Origin of the sequence: Paraburkholderia bryophila, assembly GCF_003269035.1 — a bacterium.
Classification (GTDB): Bacteria; Pseudomonadota; Gammaproteobacteria; order Burkholderiales; family Burkholderiaceae; genus Paraburkholderia; species Paraburkholderia bryophila.
The window spans coordinates 263,209-280,299 of sequence record NZ_QLTK01000005.1 but is presented as its reverse complement, the minus strand read 5'-3'; the positions used below and the strand labels follow the sequence as shown (position 1 = coordinate 280,299).

Annotated in this window: 14 protein-coding genes; 11 read left to right on the top strand and 3 right to left on the bottom strand. The window is 64.0% G+C overall.

The window, feature by feature from the left end:
* Nucleotides 1-128 precede the first annotated feature (128 nt).
* On the bottom strand, nucleotides 129-1,361 hold the full coding sequence (locus BX591_RS11615) for an ABC transporter substrate-binding protein (RefSeq protein ID WP_105505622.1): 1,233 nt from the start codon (nucleotides 1,359-1,361) through the stop codon (nucleotides 129-131).
* 333 nt (nucleotides 1,362-1,694) lie between these two features.
* Between BX591_RS11615 and BX591_RS11610 the strand changes: the two genes are divergently transcribed.
* The 6 genes from BX591_RS11610 (at nucleotide 1,695) to BX591_RS11585 (ending at nucleotide 9,617) form a co-directional block, all read left to right on the top strand.
* Nucleotides 1,695-2,468 (top strand): SDR family oxidoreductase, encoded by a 774-nt coding sequence (locus BX591_RS11610; protein WP_111931543.1) that lies wholly within the window; start codon nucleotides 1,695-1,697, stop codon nucleotides 2,466-2,468.
* 104 nt (nucleotides 2,469-2,572) lie between these two features.
* Nucleotides 2,573-3,655 carry an ABC transporter ATP-binding protein gene (locus BX591_RS11605; RefSeq protein WP_111931358.1) on the top strand — a complete coding sequence of 361 codons (1,083 nt, stop codon included), beginning with the start codon at nucleotides 2,573-2,575 and terminating at the stop codon, nucleotides 3,653-3,655.
* A 177-nt stretch (nucleotides 3,656-3,832) separates the two neighbouring features.
* Nucleotides 3,833-4,696, top strand: coding sequence for a MurR/RpiR family transcriptional regulator (locus tag BX591_RS11600; RefSeq protein ID WP_035559958.1), 864 nt, complete (start codon nucleotides 3,833-3,835; stop codon nucleotides 4,694-4,696).
* Between the two features lie 224 nt (nucleotides 4,697-4,920).
* Nucleotides 4,921-5,679 carry a PA3715 family protein gene (locus BX591_RS11595; protein WP_111931356.1) on the top strand — a complete coding sequence of 253 codons (759 nt, stop codon included), beginning with the start codon at nucleotides 4,921-4,923 and terminating at the stop codon, nucleotides 5,677-5,679.
* Nucleotides 5,672-6,919: a DUF3142 domain-containing protein gene (locus tag BX591_RS11590; RefSeq protein WP_111931354.1), complete on the top strand. Its 1,248-nt coding sequence runs from the start codon at nucleotides 5,672-5,674 to the stop codon at nucleotides 6,917-6,919. Before BX591_RS11595 ends, BX591_RS11590 begins: the two co-directional genes overlap by 8 nt.
* Entirely contained in the window at nucleotides 6,906-9,617 is a 2,712-nt protein-coding gene (locus BX591_RS11585; protein WP_111931352.1) for a hypothetical protein, read from the top strand. The genes BX591_RS11590 and BX591_RS11585 overlap by 14 nt, the downstream gene beginning before the upstream one ends.
* Nucleotides 9,618-9,657: 40 nt before the next feature.
* Here BX591_RS11585 and BX591_RS11580 read toward each other — a convergent pair whose 3' ends face one another.
* Entirely contained in the window at nucleotides 9,658-10,572 is a 915-nt protein-coding gene (locus BX591_RS11580) for an IclR family transcriptional regulator (protein ID WP_111931350.1), read from the bottom strand.
* A complete protein-coding gene (locus BX591_RS11575; RefSeq protein ID WP_111931348.1) occupies nucleotides 10,569-11,480 on the bottom strand; it encodes an IclR family transcriptional regulator in 912 nt (303 codons plus the stop codon). The genes BX591_RS11580 and BX591_RS11575 overlap by 4 nt, the downstream gene beginning before the upstream one ends.
* A gap of 290 nt (nucleotides 11,481-11,770) precedes the next feature.
* Between BX591_RS11575 and BX591_RS11570 the strand changes: the two genes are divergently transcribed.
* From BX591_RS11570 to BX591_RS11550, 5 genes are all read left to right on the top strand, one after another.
* Entirely contained in the window at nucleotides 11,771-12,730 is a 960-nt protein-coding gene (locus BX591_RS11570; RefSeq protein ID WP_105505629.1) for an MBL fold metallo-hydrolase, read from the top strand.
* A 48-nt stretch (nucleotides 12,731-12,778) separates the two neighbouring features.
* On the top strand, nucleotides 12,779-14,518 hold the full coding sequence (locus tag BX591_RS11565) for an FAD-dependent oxidoreductase (protein WP_111931346.1): 1,740 nt from the start codon (nucleotides 12,779-12,781) through the stop codon (nucleotides 14,516-14,518).
* 89 nt (nucleotides 14,519-14,607) lie between these two features.
* Nucleotides 14,608-14,844: a DUF2783 domain-containing protein gene (locus tag BX591_RS11560; protein WP_111931344.1), complete on the top strand. Its 237-nt coding sequence runs from the start codon at nucleotides 14,608-14,610 to the stop codon at nucleotides 14,842-14,844.
* Nucleotides 14,845-14,963: 119 nt separating this feature from the next.
* Nucleotides 14,964-16,292 carry an MFS transporter gene (locus tag BX591_RS11555; RefSeq protein WP_111931342.1) on the top strand — a complete coding sequence of 443 codons (1,329 nt, stop codon included), beginning with the start codon at nucleotides 14,964-14,966 and terminating at the stop codon, nucleotides 16,290-16,292.
* A gap of 95 nt (nucleotides 16,293-16,387) precedes the next feature.
* Entirely contained in the window at nucleotides 16,388-17,089 is a 702-nt protein-coding gene (locus BX591_RS11550; RefSeq protein WP_111931340.1) for a 4'-phosphopantetheinyl transferase family protein, read from the top strand.
* Nucleotides 17,090-17,091 lie beyond the last annotated feature (2 nt).

The window sequence follows — 17,091 nt, the reverse complement described above, 5'->3', positions numbered from 1 at the left end:
GCCGGGATGGGCCGGATAGTGCATTACGACCGAAACGCGTACCGCCTTTACAACGGCGGCGCGCGTTCAGTGTTCAGCAAATCACCTCGAGATCGCCAGGCGATCAGAACGAGCGATCGGCAACGCGATCAATGACCCAGCGACTTGTTCGCTTGCGTGGCCGCCGCATTCAGCGCGTCAGCCGGCTTCGCCTTGCCGAGGTAAATCGATTGCATCGCGTCGGTCACTGCTTTCGCGGTGTCTTCCCAGCCGGTCACGGTCGGCGCGAAATGGGCGGTCGGCAGCAATGCGACGAACGCTTTCGTATCCGGATCGTTGAACGCCGGATCGGTTGCTTCAGCCTTGGTGGTCGGCAGGAAGCCTTCGGTCGTCGTGAACTCGACGCGCGGTTCCTTCGTGAACAGATAATCGAGGAACTTCCAGGCCGACTTCTTCACCTTCGAGTTCTTGAACATCACGATCGAATCGGTCACGGCGTAAGTGGCGTGCGTCGTGCCCATCGGAATCGGATCGATACCGTACTTCAGGTTCGGCGCTTCCTTCTTGATCTGCTTCGACAGGAACGGCGCGGAGATCACCATCGCGACGCGGCCCTGTTTGAACAGGTTCTGCACGTCTTCGCGGCTATAGCCGGTCACGCCGGGTTGCGTGAGGCCCTGGTCGATCATCGACTTGTACAGCGTGGCCGCCTTGATACCGGCCGGCGAATTGAACGCCGCCTTGCCGTCCTTGCCGACGACGTCGCCGCCATTGGTCCACAGCGCGTAGTAATAGTAGACGTCGGTTTCGATTTCCTTGCCTTGCAGACCGAAGCCGGCAATGCCTTGCGCCTTCAGTTTCTTCGACGCGTCGATCACGTCGTTCCACGTTTTCGGACCGTCGGGATAGCCGACCTTCGCCAGCAGATCCTTGTTGTAGTACAAAGCGCGCGCGGAAGCCGCGATCGGCAGACCGTACACCTTGCCGTTGATTTCGCCCGGCGCGAGGAACGGACCGATGAAGCGGCTCTTGAAGCTCGCATCCATGTAACCGTCGAGCGGTTCGGCCACGTCGTCCTTCACGAAGTCGAGCAGCCAACGCGTGCCGACAATCGCGAGGTCGGCATTGGCGCCGCCGGAAATGTCCGTCTGGAGTTTTTGTTGCAGCGTGTCCCAGTTCACGTCTTCGATCTTGATGGTCGTGCCGGGATTGGCCTTCTCGAAGTTGCGAGCCATTTTCTCGAAGTACGGCGCCGTCGCGTCGCTGTAGTGCGCGACCGTGACGCGGACCGTGTCGGCGTGAGCCGCGACGGCGATACCTGCAAACGCGAGCGCCACGGCAACTTTGCCTAGCGCGAGGGAAGCACGGGCATGCAACGACATTCTCTCTCTCCTGTTGTCGATCGGAGTTCGCGCTCGAGCGTGTACTCCGGTCCCATCCGATGATGGTGGGGTGGTCTGCTGCCGTCGCCGGCCGCTTGGGTTAAATTGTTTGAAAAAATCCTACATGACGAAAAATAGCTTGTCACGTAGGGTCTGCCATATTTTTTTGCAGTGAGTTTTGTGCATAAGATGCTGTAAAGCAGGGGTATTCTGCGTAACACGAAGTCACGGATACCCAATCTTCGGGATGACTAGACAACCAGTCGGTATCGGGTTTGTAGGAAATTTACACGCTAATCCGGTGCGCATGACCGGTCGATGAGCGAGGCGGACATGAATCGTGTGGTGTTGGTAACGGGCGCCTGCGGCGGTATCGGCAGCGTGTTGTGCGAGCGTTTCGTGGAGCAGGGCGATACCGTGCTGGCGCTCGACATCGACGCGGCCGCGCTTCAGGCATTGACCGCGCAACTCGGCGATGCGCACGTCACGCCGATCGCGGTCGACCTCGGCGATGCGGCCGCGGTGCAACAGGCAGTGGCGACCGCGGTCAAGACGCGCGGCCCGGTGGATGTGCTGGTCGCGAACGCCGGCGCCGCGCAAGGTCTGACGCTTGCCAGCACCGACGCCGCGAGTTGGCAACGCGACATTCATCTGAATCTGAACGGCACGTATCACACGGTGGAAGCAGTGCGGGCGTCGATGATCGAGCGCCGGCGCGGTGCGCTGGTGCTGATCGGCTCGGTCAACGGCATGGCCGCGCTCGGGCATCCCGCGTATAGCGCGGCCAAGGCCGGCTTGATCAGCTATACCAAAGCGCTGGCCATGGAACTCGGCCGTTACGGCATTCGCGCCAACATCGTGTGTCCAGGCACGGTAAAGACGCAGGCATGGCAGGCGCGCGTCGACAAAAACCCGCAGGTGTTCGAGGATCTGAAGAAGTGGTACCCGTTGCGCGACTTCGCGACGCCCGACGACATTGCCGACGCCGTGCAGTTTCTCGCGTCGCCGATGGCGCGCGTAATTACCGGCGTCGCGTTGCCGGTGGACGGCGGCTTGATGGCCGGCAATCGTTTGATGGCGGAAGAACTGACGCTCGAACAGCTCTGACCGCAACGGCGCAACGGCGCGACGCCAAAACACCGCAGCGACACTCGAACAGCAAACCCGCGCAACCGCCGGTCGAGTCAACGAAGCAAGACGATGAGGACAGCATGGCAGCAGTGCAACTGAGCGGCATCTTCAAACGCTACGGCGACACGCAAGTCGTGCACGGCATCGATCTCGACATCGACGACGGCGAGTTCGTCGTGCTGGTCGGGCCGTCGGGCTGCGGCAAGAGCACGCTGATGCGAATGGTGGCCGGCCTCGAGGAAATCAGCGGCGGCGACCTGATGATCGGCGGCACGCGCGCGAATGGCCTCGCGCCGCAGCAGCGCAATATTTCGATGGTGTTCCAGAGCTACGCGCTCTATCCGCATCTGTCGGTCTACGAGAACATCGCCTTCGGGCCGCGCATTCGCAAGGAATCGTCGGCGAGTTTCAAGCCGCGAATCGAAGCCGCCGCGAAGATGCTGAATCTCGGCGGCTATCTGGACCGCTTGCCGCGCGCGCTGTCGGGCGGCCAGCGGCAACGCGTGGCGATGGGCCGCGCGGTGGTGCGCGAACCGTCGCTGTTTCTGTTCGACGAACCGCTGTCCAATCTCGACGCCAAGTTGCGCGTGCAGATGCGCACGGAAATCAAGGCGCTGCATCAGCGCCTGAAAAATACGGTGATCTACGTCACGCACGATCAGATCGAAGCGATGACCATGGCCGATCGCATCGTCGTGATGAACGCGGGGCGGATCGAGCAGATGGGGCGTCCGCTGGAGTTGTACGATCGTCCGGCGAATCTGTTCGTCGCGAGCTTCCTCGGCTCGCCCTCGATGAACTTTGCCGAAGGCGTGGTGGCGAGCGGCGCGCAAGGTCAGGGCCTCACGCTGAAACTGACCGGTGGCGGCGAGATCGTGCTGGAAGGCGCGTCGGCTTCGGCGGCGGTCGGTGCGAAGGTCACGCTCGGCGTGCGCCCCGAACACATCGAAACCCTGGCGCAGGCGCCGGACGCCACGATGGAAGTCGAAGTGGTCGAGCCGACTGGCGCGGAGACCCACCTGTACGGGAAAATAGGCGGCAGCACGTGGTGCGTGACGACTCGCCAGCGCTCGAAAGTCGAGCCCGGCCAGCGTGTCGCGTTGCGTTTGCCGGCGGAACATATTCATCTGTTCGATACGGAGAGTGGACGCAGGCTGGCATGAGCCGTGTGTCGCCGTCCGAATCTGACTGCGACTGCGACGCGGATTCATTTAACCCGTAAGAAAACGCCGGGACGTCCCACGTTTTCCGCTCCGCAAGAAGTCCACGGCCGCGAAGGAAGTCCCCATCGAAGGCCGGCGCGAAGCGACAAATCCGGGGGCGCTTTTAAGGAACACCGGGTGTCCGCACCGAACTTGATTCCCCACATCCGCAGCGCGTTGGCGAATTTGCGGCCTGCCGAGCGTAAGGTCGCCGACATGGTGCTGAGCGACGTCGATTTCGCCATGCGCGCGAGCATCACCGAACTCGCGCAGCGCGCCGACGTGTCCGAGCCCTCCGTCACGCGGTTCTGCCGCGCGATCGGGGCACATGGTCTGCGCGACTTCAAGATGCAACTGGCGCAGAGCGTGGCGGGCGGCATGCCGTACGCGTCGACCGCCGTGGCGCGTGACGACGACGTGCAGACCTTGATGGACAAGGTGGGCGAAGCGGCCATCGACGGCATCACGCACGCTCGTGGCGCGCTGGACCCCGCGGTCGTGGAGAGCGCGATCGCGGCGCTGTCGAGCGCCGGGCGCGTGTTCTTCTTCGGCGTTGGTTCGGGATCGGGCCTCGTGGCGCAAGACGCGGCGTTGCGCTTCCTGCGGCTCGACATTGCGTCGACCGCTTTTACGGATGGCCATCTGCAGCGTCTTTACGCGGGGCTGATGGAGCCGGGCGACGTGGCCTTCGCCATTTCGCATTCGGGCCGCAGCGTCGAAGTGAATGAGAGCATACAGATCGCCAAGGAGCGCGGCGCGACCACCATTGCGCTGACCAACGTCGGTTCGCGACTGGCGTGGCTGGTCGATATCCCGCTGCTACTGCGCGTGCCGAGCCCGATCGATCCGAATACGCCGGGCGTGTCGCGACTCGTGCATCTGTGCATCATGGACGCGCTCGCGATCGGCGTCGCGCTTAAAGCCGGTCCGAAGACGCTTGAAAAAATGCGCCATGCAAAGGCGCGGTTGGCCTCGCATGAACCGGAGGCGACCGGGGATTGATCGTCACGTAGCCGTACGTGGAACCTGGTGACTCTCTCTTAGCACCTTGCGTTCCGCATGAATGCCATCTTCCCGGCTATTGGCGATATCGCGCTGAAACGCCTATATTCACATTCCCGCCTCACCACCGTTTTACAACGGACACTGCTCGCCCTAAAATCCGCGGCTATAGCTCGATCCGTGAGCACGCGGCGAAACGTCAAATAAAGCAAACCGGGAGAACAATGAAAAAACTTGTCGCCTTAGCCGCGCTATGCGTGCCCATTTTCGCTCACGCCGATGCCGATACGGATGCCAAGGCCACTTTCCAGGCTAATCTGAGCAACTGGATGAAAACGCTGCACCCCGGCCGCCAGCTCGATAGCGAGCACGCGGCTTGCAAGGTCTGGCCGGCGGACCCGTCGTTGACGCTGGCCGTGCAGCCGATGCCCCAGGCCGGCGCCACCGAGGATGAAGCCGTGTACGACGTCGAAGTACTGGTCGCCGACACCAGGTCCGGCGCGATCGTCGCGCATTTCTACGAACCCTCGGCGATTACGTCGGACGCGATTCGCTTCAGTTCGCTCGACCTCGACACGGCACGCTATCAATTGACGCCGCAACTACGCGCGTTCGGCGTGCGCGTGACTTACGAAGGTTCGTCGCGCGTCAATCCCTACGAAGCGCAGGCGCTGAGCCTGTATGTCCAGGACGGCCACACCCTGCGTCGCGTGCTCGACGACATGCTCGTCGCGAACGACTCGGGCGAATGGGATGGCAATTGCGCGGGAACGTTTTCGTCGGTCGCGCGTTCGCTCGCCGTCGGTCCGGCCAACGCTTCGGGTTACGCCACGTTGCGCGTCGGCGAAACATCGAAAGAGCGCGTGAGCAGGCAGACGAGCAGCGATTGTGTGTCGAAGGAAGGCGTGCAGAAACGCGCCACCACGACGCTGAACTACAACGGCACGGCCTACAACGTGCCGAAAGCCCTGCACTATGAGTGACGGCGGCTCATCGCGACAAAAGCGGCGCGCGTTCGCCGGTTTTGTCGCGTTGTCGCTTGTCGTGCTGATCGCTGCATGCAGCCGTCCGGCGACGCGGTTACCGAACGACGCCTATATCTGGCAGCGCAAATGGACGCTGTCGGTCAACGCGGCGATCCAGCGGAGCGGTGGCCTAGTGCAATCGTGGCACGTGCTCGCCGCCGAGAAGGACGACAAAAACGACTGGACCGTCGTGTCGCCGGATTGGCCGACGCTCGCGGCAACGGGTGCGCCGATCACGGCCGTGGTGCGAATCGACGGTCAACTCGACGATCTGGACAGCTTGCCGGCCGCGCGCATCGCTCAACTCGCCGACAACTGGAAACAGCATGGCGTGCCACTCGCGGCCATTGAAATCGACCACGACTGCGCGACCTCGAAACTTGCGGCCTACACGCGGTTTCTCGCCGCGCTGCGCGGGCAGCTCGATCCCGCCGTCAAGCTGACGGTCACCGCGCTACCCACCTGGCTCGACAGCCCCGCGCTCGAGGCGCTGCTGGCGCAAGCCGACGCCGCCATCCTGCAAGTCCACGCGGTGACGAACCCGGCGCAGGGCCTGTTCGATCCAGCGCAAGCGCGCACCTGGTTGCACGCGTTCGCGCGACGCACCCAGCGGCCATGGCGCGTCGCGTTGCCCACTTACGGCTCGCGTGTCACGTGGGGTATGGATGGTCGCGTGGCCGGCATTGAGAGCGAACGTCCGATGCTGCTCGCGAACGGTTTCGCGCAAGGCTTGTCGCATGAACTGGTCGCGCAACCCGGGCAGATCGCGGCGTTCGTCGCGCAGATTCAACGCGACGAATTGCGCGGCCTGACGGGCGTGGTCTGGTTCCGCCTGCCCACCGACGCCGACGAGCGCGCATGGAGCCTGACCACCTGGCGCGCTGTCTTGAGCCGCGCCCCGCTGACTGCCGCGATGAGCATCGACGTCCGTCCGAATGCGCAGCAGCCGGGTCTGTTCGACGTGTCGCTTGTGAGTAGCGGCAACGCCGATTCGACGCTGCCCGCGGTCGTGCGCACCGACGCCGCGTGCCAGGCCGCGGACGGCATCAACGGTTATGCACTCGATTACGACGCGCGCGGCATGCTGCTGCGTCGCGTACAACCCGGCTTGTTGCGCGCGGGCATGCGCCGCGATATCGGCTGGCTTCGCTGCGGCGAAACCGATCACCACAAGGTCTCCGTTCATGTTGAACCGTAAATATGTCGCATTCGGCGGCGCGTTCGCGCTGCTGGCCGGCGCTGTGATCGTCCACGCATGTGGACCGTTTTTTCAGCTGCAATTGCTCGACAATCGCGCGGGCACGTTGTCCGGTACGCCGACCAATTCGTTTGCTTATGAGGTCGCGCGGCTCGTGACGCCGAACGATCATTTGCTGGCGCCCGAAGCGGTGCCGGTTGCGGCGGGCGCACAACCGGTGGATCCGGCGAAGGCGATGGTGGCCGGTTTGACGTCCGCGCAGATTACGACGCTTGCCGCGATGGCCAAAGCCGCCGACGGCGACGCGGCGTATGTGCTAGGTGCCGGTGTGCCGGACGCGCAACGTCTCTATGCCGCGGCCGACGTGGACTATACGCACGCGCTGACGGGTTGCGCGAGTACAGCGGCTGCGTCGGCGGGCGCTGCCAGTGAGGCTGCGCCAGACGCAGTACCAGGCGCGGCGGCATCCAGCACGGCGGCTTCCGATACCCACGCTTCGAATCAGGCCGCGCCCGACTCAGCCACTGCGTCGTCGAGCGCCGCCGTCGCGTCATCCGCATGCCCCAGCAAAGAGTCTCTGCTGACTCGCGCCACGACCCGCCTCGAAGCGATCCTCGCGCTACCCGCTCCATCGGGCGCGCCGCGCTCCGTCGCAGCGGCAACCGAACTCGCGGCGATAGCCCAGGCGCGTGCCGATGCCTGCTCCGATGCCGACACGTGCAAGACCCTCACTGCCGCGTTGCCCGCAGCCTACGCACGTCCGCGCGCGCTCGCCGCGAACGGCGCGCCCGATCCGCAAGGCCTCGCGGTCGCCAGTTTCGGCGATGAAGCGCTGACCTATCTGTACGATCCGAAATCCGACAAGCATTGCGATTACCGCAGCTTCCTGAACGACACCCCCTGCGCCGCGGCGATCACGCCCACAAACCTGAAGCGGGCCATCGGACTCTATGCGCAGCAAGCAGCGCGGGGCGGCGTGAGCGGCGTGGAGTCCCTGCAATTCATCGCGGCATGGGCATTAGCCGGCAAGACGAGGGTCGCGTCGCTGATCGACGATCCGGTCGCGCAACGTCTGTTGGTAGCGTATGCGCTCGCGCGCGAAGGCGATATCGTCAACGACCAACCGGCGAGCGCGTTCGAATACTACGGCGGCTACGACAACAGCTTCGGGCCGACCGGCTATGCCGATGCCGCGCGTGGTGACCACGGCATCAAGCCGAATCCCGCGTTGGTCGCGTTGGTGGAGGCAATCCGGCAACGCGGCATCGATCATGTCGCGGGCGCCGATCGTCTGGCGGCGCTGGCGTATCGCGTGGGCCGCTACGACTTCGCCGGCATGCTGGCGGCGCGCGAGCACAGCGCGCTGGCGAGTTGGGTAAGCGCGAAACTCGCGTTACGCCGGGGCGATACGGCCGCGGCCGTGCAGGCTTATGCGCAGGCCTCGAAGGGGTTTCCAGCCGCCGATTCGAGCGTGGAGCCAGCGGGTGTGCGATTGATCAAAGGCGAGCAGGCCGTGCTGACCTTGTCGCGTGGACAGTATGTCGAGGCGCTCGGTTATCTGTTCGACGCCGCCTCGCGACGCAACGACGCGAGCGTGAACGAAGACTCGGTCACCGAAATCGCGTACGGCAGCGATATGGCCTACATCGCGGAGCGCGTGCTCACCACGGACGAGTTGAAGCACTTCGTCGATACGCGCGTGCCGACGTGGTCCGTCGCGCCGCCGCTACCGACTGATCCGAACGCGTATTACGGGGCGCGGCCGTCCGCCGGCGACGCGTTGCGCTATCTACTGGCACGCCGCCTTCTGAGAGACGGCCGGATCGACGAAGCGCTGCCGTATTTTCCCGCCGACGACGATCCGCGTTACAGCTCGTACGACTGGAAAAACGGCCAAACTGTGCGCACGCAACTTCATCTGCGCGAGCTTGCGCACGACTACGGCGCCGCGCTCGATCAGGCGCAGCACGCGTGGACCCGCACGAATCGCGCGCGCGGCTGGTTCGCAGCGGCGACGCTCGCGAAACAGTTCGGCATGGAGTTGATGGGCTACGAGCAGGGGCCGGATTATCACGACATCGACGGCGATTTCGAGGGCGGTTCGGGGCGCTCGGGTGTGATCGGCGCGCATGTGGCGCGGGCTTCGGACACGAACGCGGCCAGCGACGCCGCCGCCGCGTCGGCGCAACAGCCGCATACGCCCGAAACGCCCACGACGCGCGCGGACGACGATCTGGCTGGACCGTTCGTCACCGCCGACGAAAAGCGCCGCTACGCCGCAAGCGAAAGCCAGCCGTTGACGCGTTTTCACTACCGCGAGATTGCCGCCGGCTACATCGCGAAAGCGGCCGACGCATTGCCCGCGCGCTCCCAGGCGTTTGCCGCCGTGCTGTGCCGCGGGACGGACTGGATGCACACCTACGATCCCGAGCGCGCGCAGGGTTTTTACAAGCGCTATGTGAAGGAAGGGGCGTACGTGGATTTCGGCGGGTCGTTCGGCTCGCTGTGCCCGGAGCCGGATTTCAAGGCGGCGGCGACCTTCACTTATACGCAGGCGTGGCGCGACATGCGGCGCGATGCCGGGCGCCATAAGAAGCGCGTTGCGTTGATTGGGGTGCTGGTGTTTGCCGGTGTGATGGGCGCTGGCTGGTCGTGGTATCGGCGGCGGGCGATCGGCAGCGAGCGGCCCGAGCTTTAACGCATTGCCAGGCGACCGACCTGCAATGAGGCGTCGAGCGTCACGCCCCGCTCGTCGCCGTCATCCACCCAAACCGCCGCGACAATCTCAGCGTCGCGGCGCGCAAGGTCTGCGCCGGGCCGCCCGTCGGATCGCTATCGAAGCTGCCGCTCGGTCCCATCAGCGCGAGCACGAGACAGATGCTGCCGGTGTGATCCAGCACCGGCGCGGCCAGTGTATTGATGCCAGGCACAGGGCGGCTCAACGCCGTATCGATACCGTTAGCGCGGATTTGCGCGAGGCGCTGCGCGTAGGCTTGAGTCAATGGCGTTAACGCAGAGGCCACGCCGCCGTTTGCATCGACCGTCTTCGACACACCCGCTCCCGCTCCCGCTCCGCGCGCGTTCGCCGCGAAAATATCCGCCGCGTCCGCGCCCGCCAGCCGCAGATGATCCTGCGTCAGCAGACCGGCGCGCACGTCGTCGGCGACATAAGCGGCGAACACGCGGCCAATTGCCGTATTCACCAGCGACATCACCGTGCCGACCCGCAAGCTCACATGCAGTGGCCGCGCCGATTCCTCCAGACGCACGACAGTCGGCCCAAGCGGCCCCAGCACCGCCATCGCGACGCTCATCGCCGTCGACGCCGCCAGCTCGACCAGCTCGGGCTCCGCCTCGCGCGCGGGCGACAGTCGCTGCAAGCCGATCAAGCCAAGTTCCAGCGCGAGCGGCCCGGCCTCGAAACAGCCCGATGCATCGCGCTTGAGCAAACCGATCTTCAGCAGACTCACCAGATGCGGAAACGCTTTGGCCGGCGGCATGCCGGCGGCCGCCGCAAGATCGCGCAAGTTCAGCGGCCGCGCCGCCGAGACGAGCGCCGCCAGCAACTCGCCGGTGCTGTCGAGCGACTGGATGCCGCGCTGCGGTTTTGCGTCGGCGGAAGCGGCGAGAGAGGGGTCGAGAGAATCGGTCACGTGGCGGAAGAGGCTAACAGGGAAGATGCAGCGGCGAGTTCAGCGCTAATGTCATGAGCCGCCGCGAGCAGCGCGCGGGCGATAGGGCCATCGGCGGCGACATCGATCGCGCCGGTCGAGCCGATCACCGTCAGCGCCAGCGATAAACCGCCTTCGGCATCGAGCACCGGCGCGCTCAAGCTGCTGATACCAGGACTCGGCGCATCGACGCTGCGTGCAAGACCGCGCGCGCGGATCTCGTTCAACGCGGCGTCGAACGCGGCGCTTTCGTCGGGTGGCGTCATCGCGTTCATTGCGCTCATTGCGTTTGTCGCGCCGGTTGTGCTGGTTGCGCCATTCACCTCGCGCCCCGCGCCCGACTGGTTCGCCCACATCGCATCCAGCACCCCGCGCGGCAGATAAGCGCAAAACACGCGTCCCGTCGACGTAGCCGGCAGCGACATCACCGTGCCCACATGCAAATTGACGTGCAGCGGAAACCCCGCGTGCTCATAGCGGACGATAGTCGGCCCTTGCGGCCCGGCAATACAGATCGCCACGCTGAAGCCAATCGCTTCGGCCAGCGCCGCGACGCGCGGCACGGCGGCGCGAAACGCCGGCTGGTTCTGCAGATGCAGCAGGCCGAGCCGCAGCGATAACGGCCCGGGTTCGTAGCGACCCGACAGTTCGTCGCGCTTGATCAGACCCAGCCGGCTCAGGCTCACCAGATAGGCGTGCGCCTGCCCCGGCGCGAGTTGCGCGGCGCTAGCCAGATCCGACAACGCCAGCGGCGTGCGCGCCTGCGCAAGCGCCAGCAGCACGCGGCCGCCCACTTCCACGCTCTGAATGCCGCGTTGCGGCTTGCCGCCCGGCGCGCTTTCGTCTCTGCCCGCGCCTTGGTCCACGGCCGGTTTCGCTGCTTTGCTCACCCTCGCGCCCGTCCGTAAAAAGGGTCCATGTTAGCCGATGGCCTTGCCTAAAAACCCAGGCGATGGAGTTGCCACCTTGTCTCCATCTTAGGTGTTGTGCGATTTGCGTATAGCGATACATTTCGCTATTGACAAATAAACTCGCGCAGCCATAAGATGCATTCACCCCGACACACCGGCGCAGTCACAGAGTCAAAACGGGGCGAGACAATCCTCCAATACCGCCAGCCCGCGCACACCTTGCGCAGCCGGCCGTCTCGCCTCACGTCCAACTTTTGAGGGAGACAAGCATGGCAAAGGCATTCGCATCCCAGGCCGATCTGGAAGTCAAGAAAGTCACGTGGACGAAGTTGTCTGAGAACGCCTACGCGTACACCGCTGAAGGCGATCCGAACTCGGGCGTGATCATCGGCGACGACGGCGTGCTGATCGTCGACACCACCGCCACGCCGGCCATGGCGCAAGACCTCATCGCGAAGATCCGCAGCGTTACCGATAAGCCGATCAAATACGTCGTGCTGTCGCATTACCACGCGGTGCGTGTGCTCGGCGCGTCGGCGTATTTCGCGGAAGGCGCGCAACAGGTGATCGCGAGCCGCGGTACCTACGAGATGATCGTCGAGCGCGGCGAGGCGGACATGAAGTCGGAAATTGAACGCTTCCCGCGTCTGTTTGCCGGTGTCGAAACCGTGCCGGGCTTGACGTGGCCGACGCTGGTGTTCGAGAAGGAAATGACGCTGTTTCTCGGCAAGCTCGAAGTGCGCATTGCGCATCTCGGCGCCGGTCACACCAAGGGCGACACGGTCGTGTGGCTGCCGTCGCAGAAGGTGCTGTTCTCCGGCGATCTGGTCGAGTACGACGCGGCGTGTTATTGCGGCGACGCCCAACTCGAACAGTGGCCGGCCACGCTCGAAGCGCTGCGCGCGCTGCAGGCCGACAAGCTGGTGCCGGGCCGTGGCCCCGCGCTGACCACGCCGGAAGACGTCAACAAAGGTCTCGACTACACCAAGGACTTCGTTACCACGCTGTTGCAGCAAGGCCGCGAAGCCGTCGAACAGAAACTCGATCTGAAGGCCGCGATGGCGCACACGCGCAAGGCCATGGATCCGAAGTTCGGCCACGTATTTATCTACGAGCATTGCCTGCCGTTCGACGTGTCGCGCGCCTTCGACGAAGCGAGCGGTATCACGCATCCGCGCATCTGGACCGCGCAACGCGACAAGGACATGTGGGACGCGCTGCAAGCCTGACCCCACCGCGCTACAGCGACGCCGAGAAGAGCAGGACGGAGACTTAAGATGAGCATCAACTACCAGACGCTGTCGTTCGACTACCAGCCGTGCCGCGAGCAAAGTGCGCAAGGCGACGCGGAGCAGGCGGCCTATCCGGTGATCGTGGTCGGCGCGGGCCCGGTGGGCCTCGCCACCGCAATCGATATCGCGCAACAGGGCGTGCCGGTCGTGCTGGTAGACGACGACTGTTCGTTGTCCACCGGCTCGCGGGCCATCTGCTTTTCGAAGCGCTCGCTCGATATTTTCGACCGCCTGGGTTGCGGCCAGCGAATGGTGGAGAAAGGCATCAGCTGGAACGTCGGCAAGGTGTTTCTGAAAGACGAACTGGTCTACACGTTCAACCTGCAGCCGGAAGCGGGCCACAACCGGCCCGCGTTTATCAATCTGCAGCAGTATTACGTCGAGGGCTTCCTGCTCGAACGTGCGCAGGCATTGCCGAATCTCGAGATCCGCTGGAAGAGCAAGGTGGTCGGCGTGCAGCAGAACGGCGCGCCGGGCTCGCACGAAGCCAGCGTGACGTTGACGATCGACACGCCGCAAGGGCAGTACCCGCTGCGCGGCCGCTATGTCGTCGCCGCGGACGGCTCGCGCAGCCCCATGCGCACGCTGATGGGGCTCGACAGCAAGGGCGTCACGTTCAAGGACCGCTTCCTGATCGCCGACGTCAAGATGGAAGCGGACTTTCCGACCGAGCGCTGGTTCTGGTTCGATCCGCCGTTTCATCCGAATCAGTCGGTGTTGCTGCATCGTCAGCCGGACAACGTATGGCGGATCGATTTCCAGTTGGGCTGGGACGCCGATCCGGTGCTCGAAAAGACCCCCGAGCGTGTGATTCCGCGCGTGCGCGCGTTGCTCGGCGCGGACGCCAGATTCGAACTGGAATGGGTCAGCGTCTATACGTTTTCGTGTTTGCGCATGGAGCGCTTCCGGCACGGCAACGTGCTGTTCGCGGGCGACTCCGCGCACGGCGTGTCGCCATTCGGCGCACGCGGCGCGAATAGCGGCGTGCAGGACGCGGAAAATCTCGCATGGAAGCTGGCGATGGTGCTCGACGGCAACGCGTCCGACGCGCTGCTCGACACCTACGCGAGCGAACGCGAATTCGCCGCCGATGAAAACATTCGCAACTCCACCCGCTCCACCGATTTCATCACGCCAAAGAGCCCCGTGAGCCGCGTGTTCCGCGACGCGGTGCTGAAGCTCTCGCGGCAACATCCGTTTGCGCGGCAATTAGCGAATAGCGGGCGCCTGTCGGTGCCGGCGGTGTTGCGCGATTCGCCGCTGAACACGGAGGACGTCGATTGCTTCGACGGTGCGATGGTGCCGGGTGCGTCGTGTGTCGACGCGCCGGTTCTGGTGGCTGCGCAACCGGCCTGGCTGCTGCAGCAACTCGGTCAGCAGTTCACCGGGGTGTTGTTCTGCGGCGCACAAGGTGTCGATCCGGCCACTCGCGCCGCGTTGGAATCGCTGAATGTCGGACCGATTCCGTTGAAGCTCGTGGTGGTGACGAGTGGCGATCTTCAGGCTGGGGTTCTGGCATCCGCGTCCATTTCTGTTTCGTATTCGGCGAGCGTGAAAGTCGCTCACGACGCGCAAGGCCACGCGCACGCGCGCTATGACGCCAAACCCGGCACGTTCTATCTGATCCGGCCGGACCAGCATGTTTGCGCGCGTTGGCGGCAGCTCGATGCGGACGCGGTCACGCAGGCGTTGAAACGCGCATTGTGTGTCGAAGGGACGGCTTGAACCTGAATCTGAACCTGGGCTTTTGACCCAGGCACGCGGAGCGCGTGCGCCAACCGCAAGGCATCGGCAAACAATAGCAGGAGACAGACATGACACTGAATACGCAACCGAATCTCACGCGCCCCGACGATTTTTACGAGGCACTGATCGACATGCATCGCGATCTCGACGAGGCGCAAAGCCAGTCGGCCAATGCGCAATTGATCCTGCTGCTCGCCAACCATATCGGCGATCACGCGACGCTGCTCGAAGCCATCCAGCATGCGCGCGTTGGGGTAATCGACGCTTCAACGCGAGACACCCAGGCGCATTCGCTCGCGGCTTGAGCGCACAACCGCAGGCGGCGTAGCAACGCCGCCTGCTGCCCACCTGCACAACGACAACGCGGCGCATCAAGACGCCGGACCCGGCGGGTCCGTTGGACCCTCACGTTTGGAGATAATCGATGAGCCAATCCCTCGCCCCCGCGCTCGAGCCGGGCGCCTCCGCTGCCGCGCACGACGACCTGCTATATCGCAAGGTCTCGATGCGGATCATTCCGTTTCTTTTTCTCTGCTACGTGGTGTCGTTTCTCGACCGCATTAACATCGGCTTCGCGCAATTGCAGATGAAGCACGACCTCGGCTTCAGCGACGCCATGTACGGTCTCGGCGCGGCGGTTTTCTACGTCGGCTACGTGATCTGTGAAGTGCCGAGCAACATGCTTCTGGCCCGCTTCGGCGCGCGCCGCACGTTCACGCGGATCATGCTGCTGTGGGGCATGGCATCGGTCGGCATGATGCTGGTGTCGAAGCCGTCGCACTTCTATCTGCTGCGCTTCATGCTCGGCGTGTTCGAAGCGGGCTTCTTTCCCGGCATCGTGTTGTATCTGACGTATTGGTATCCGGCGCGGCGGCGCGCGGCCGTGCTGTCGATCTTCTTTGCGGGCGTCGCGGTGGCCGGAGTGCTCGGCGGTCTCGTGTCCGGCTGGATCATGCGCGACATGGGCGGCGTGCTGGGCCTGTTCGGCTGGCAATGGATGTTCGCGATAGAAGGCGCGCCCGCCATCGTGCTCGGTCTGCTCGCCGCGTTCTATCTGGTGGACGGTCCGCAGCACGCCAGTTGGTTGAGCGCCGACGAAAAAGCGCAACTGATCGCACAACGCGACGAGGGCCGCCGGGTTTCGTCGGACGCGCATTCGTCGCGCTCGTTTCTGCACGCGTTGCGCAATCCCCGCGTCTATCTGTTCGCATTCATCTACTTCTCGCTGACCTGCGCCTCGCTGACGCTGAACTTCTGGATGCCGTTGATGATCCGCGACTTCGGCGTGCACGACGTGCTGGCAATTAGTCTTTACACCGTGATTCCCAATGCAATCGGTGCGGTCGGATTGATTCTGATTGCGCGTCACTCGGATCGCCACGGCGAACGCCGCCGGCATTTTGCCGTCTGCACGATTGGCGGCGGCATAGCGCTTTCGCTGCTGACGCTGCATCTGAGCAGCTTTCCCGCCATGCTCGCGATTCTGTCGCTGGCCGCGGTGTTGATCTTCGCGGCGTTGCCGATCTTCTGGATGGTGCCGTCGGGTTATCTGTCCGGCACGGCTGCGGCGGCGGGTATCGCTTTGATCAGCAGCATCGGCATTACGAGCGGCATTGTGAGTCCGTGGGTGATCGGGCTGATCAAGACGCACACCGGCAGTATGGATAACGCGCTGTATCTGCTGAGCGTGTTGCTGTTCGTCAGCGGCGTGGCGTTGTTGCTCGGCGTGCCGAAGGACATGCGGCGCATCTGAAAGGCGAGGTGGATTCGGGCGTGATATCGGGTAGAGTCGCGAATGTTCTTTTCAGGTTCCTTTTCTACCTTAGCCAGACCGTCCGACGCCTTGCGATGCATTCCATCGACCCTGTTCTTTTGCCGCATGACGGCCCGTCCGACATCTCGTTGTGGCGGATCGATTTCCCTTTCAATGCGTCACTGAACGACGCGGCCGTGTTCGCGTCGCTCAGCGAGGAAGAGCGAGCCCGCGCCCGCAAGTTTCTTCATCACGAGGACACGGTGCGTTTCGCGAGCGTGCGCGCCGCGCTGCGTGAGTTGCTTGCGCAGCGTCTTGGCATCCCCGCTTACACTGTGCGTTTTTCCCAGGACGCAAACGGCCGTCCGCATCTAACGGATTCGGATCGGTTCGATTTCAACGTTTCGCATGCGGGTGCGCATGGATTGATCGCCATGTCGCCGTTTCGGCGCGTCGGCGTCGATATCGAACAGCACCGCGATGGATTCGATTGGCGTTCGATCGTGGCGTTGACGCTCGACCCCGCCGAAGTGGCATGGCTCGAAGGCCGCGATGCCGGTCAGCAGACCGCTTCGTTTTACGATGCCTGGGTGGCGAAGGAAGCGCTCGTGAAGACAACGGGCGCCGGCATTTCGCGTGGTTTGCAGCACTTGAGCGTGCTGCCGCGCGAAGCGAACCGCGTGACGTTGCGCAATGCGATCCCGGACAATATGCGTGAAATCACCGCACGGTGGATCGAAGCGCCGCACGCCTATTCAGCGTGCGTGGCGTGGTCGACGACCCCGTTCGCGCGATAGAG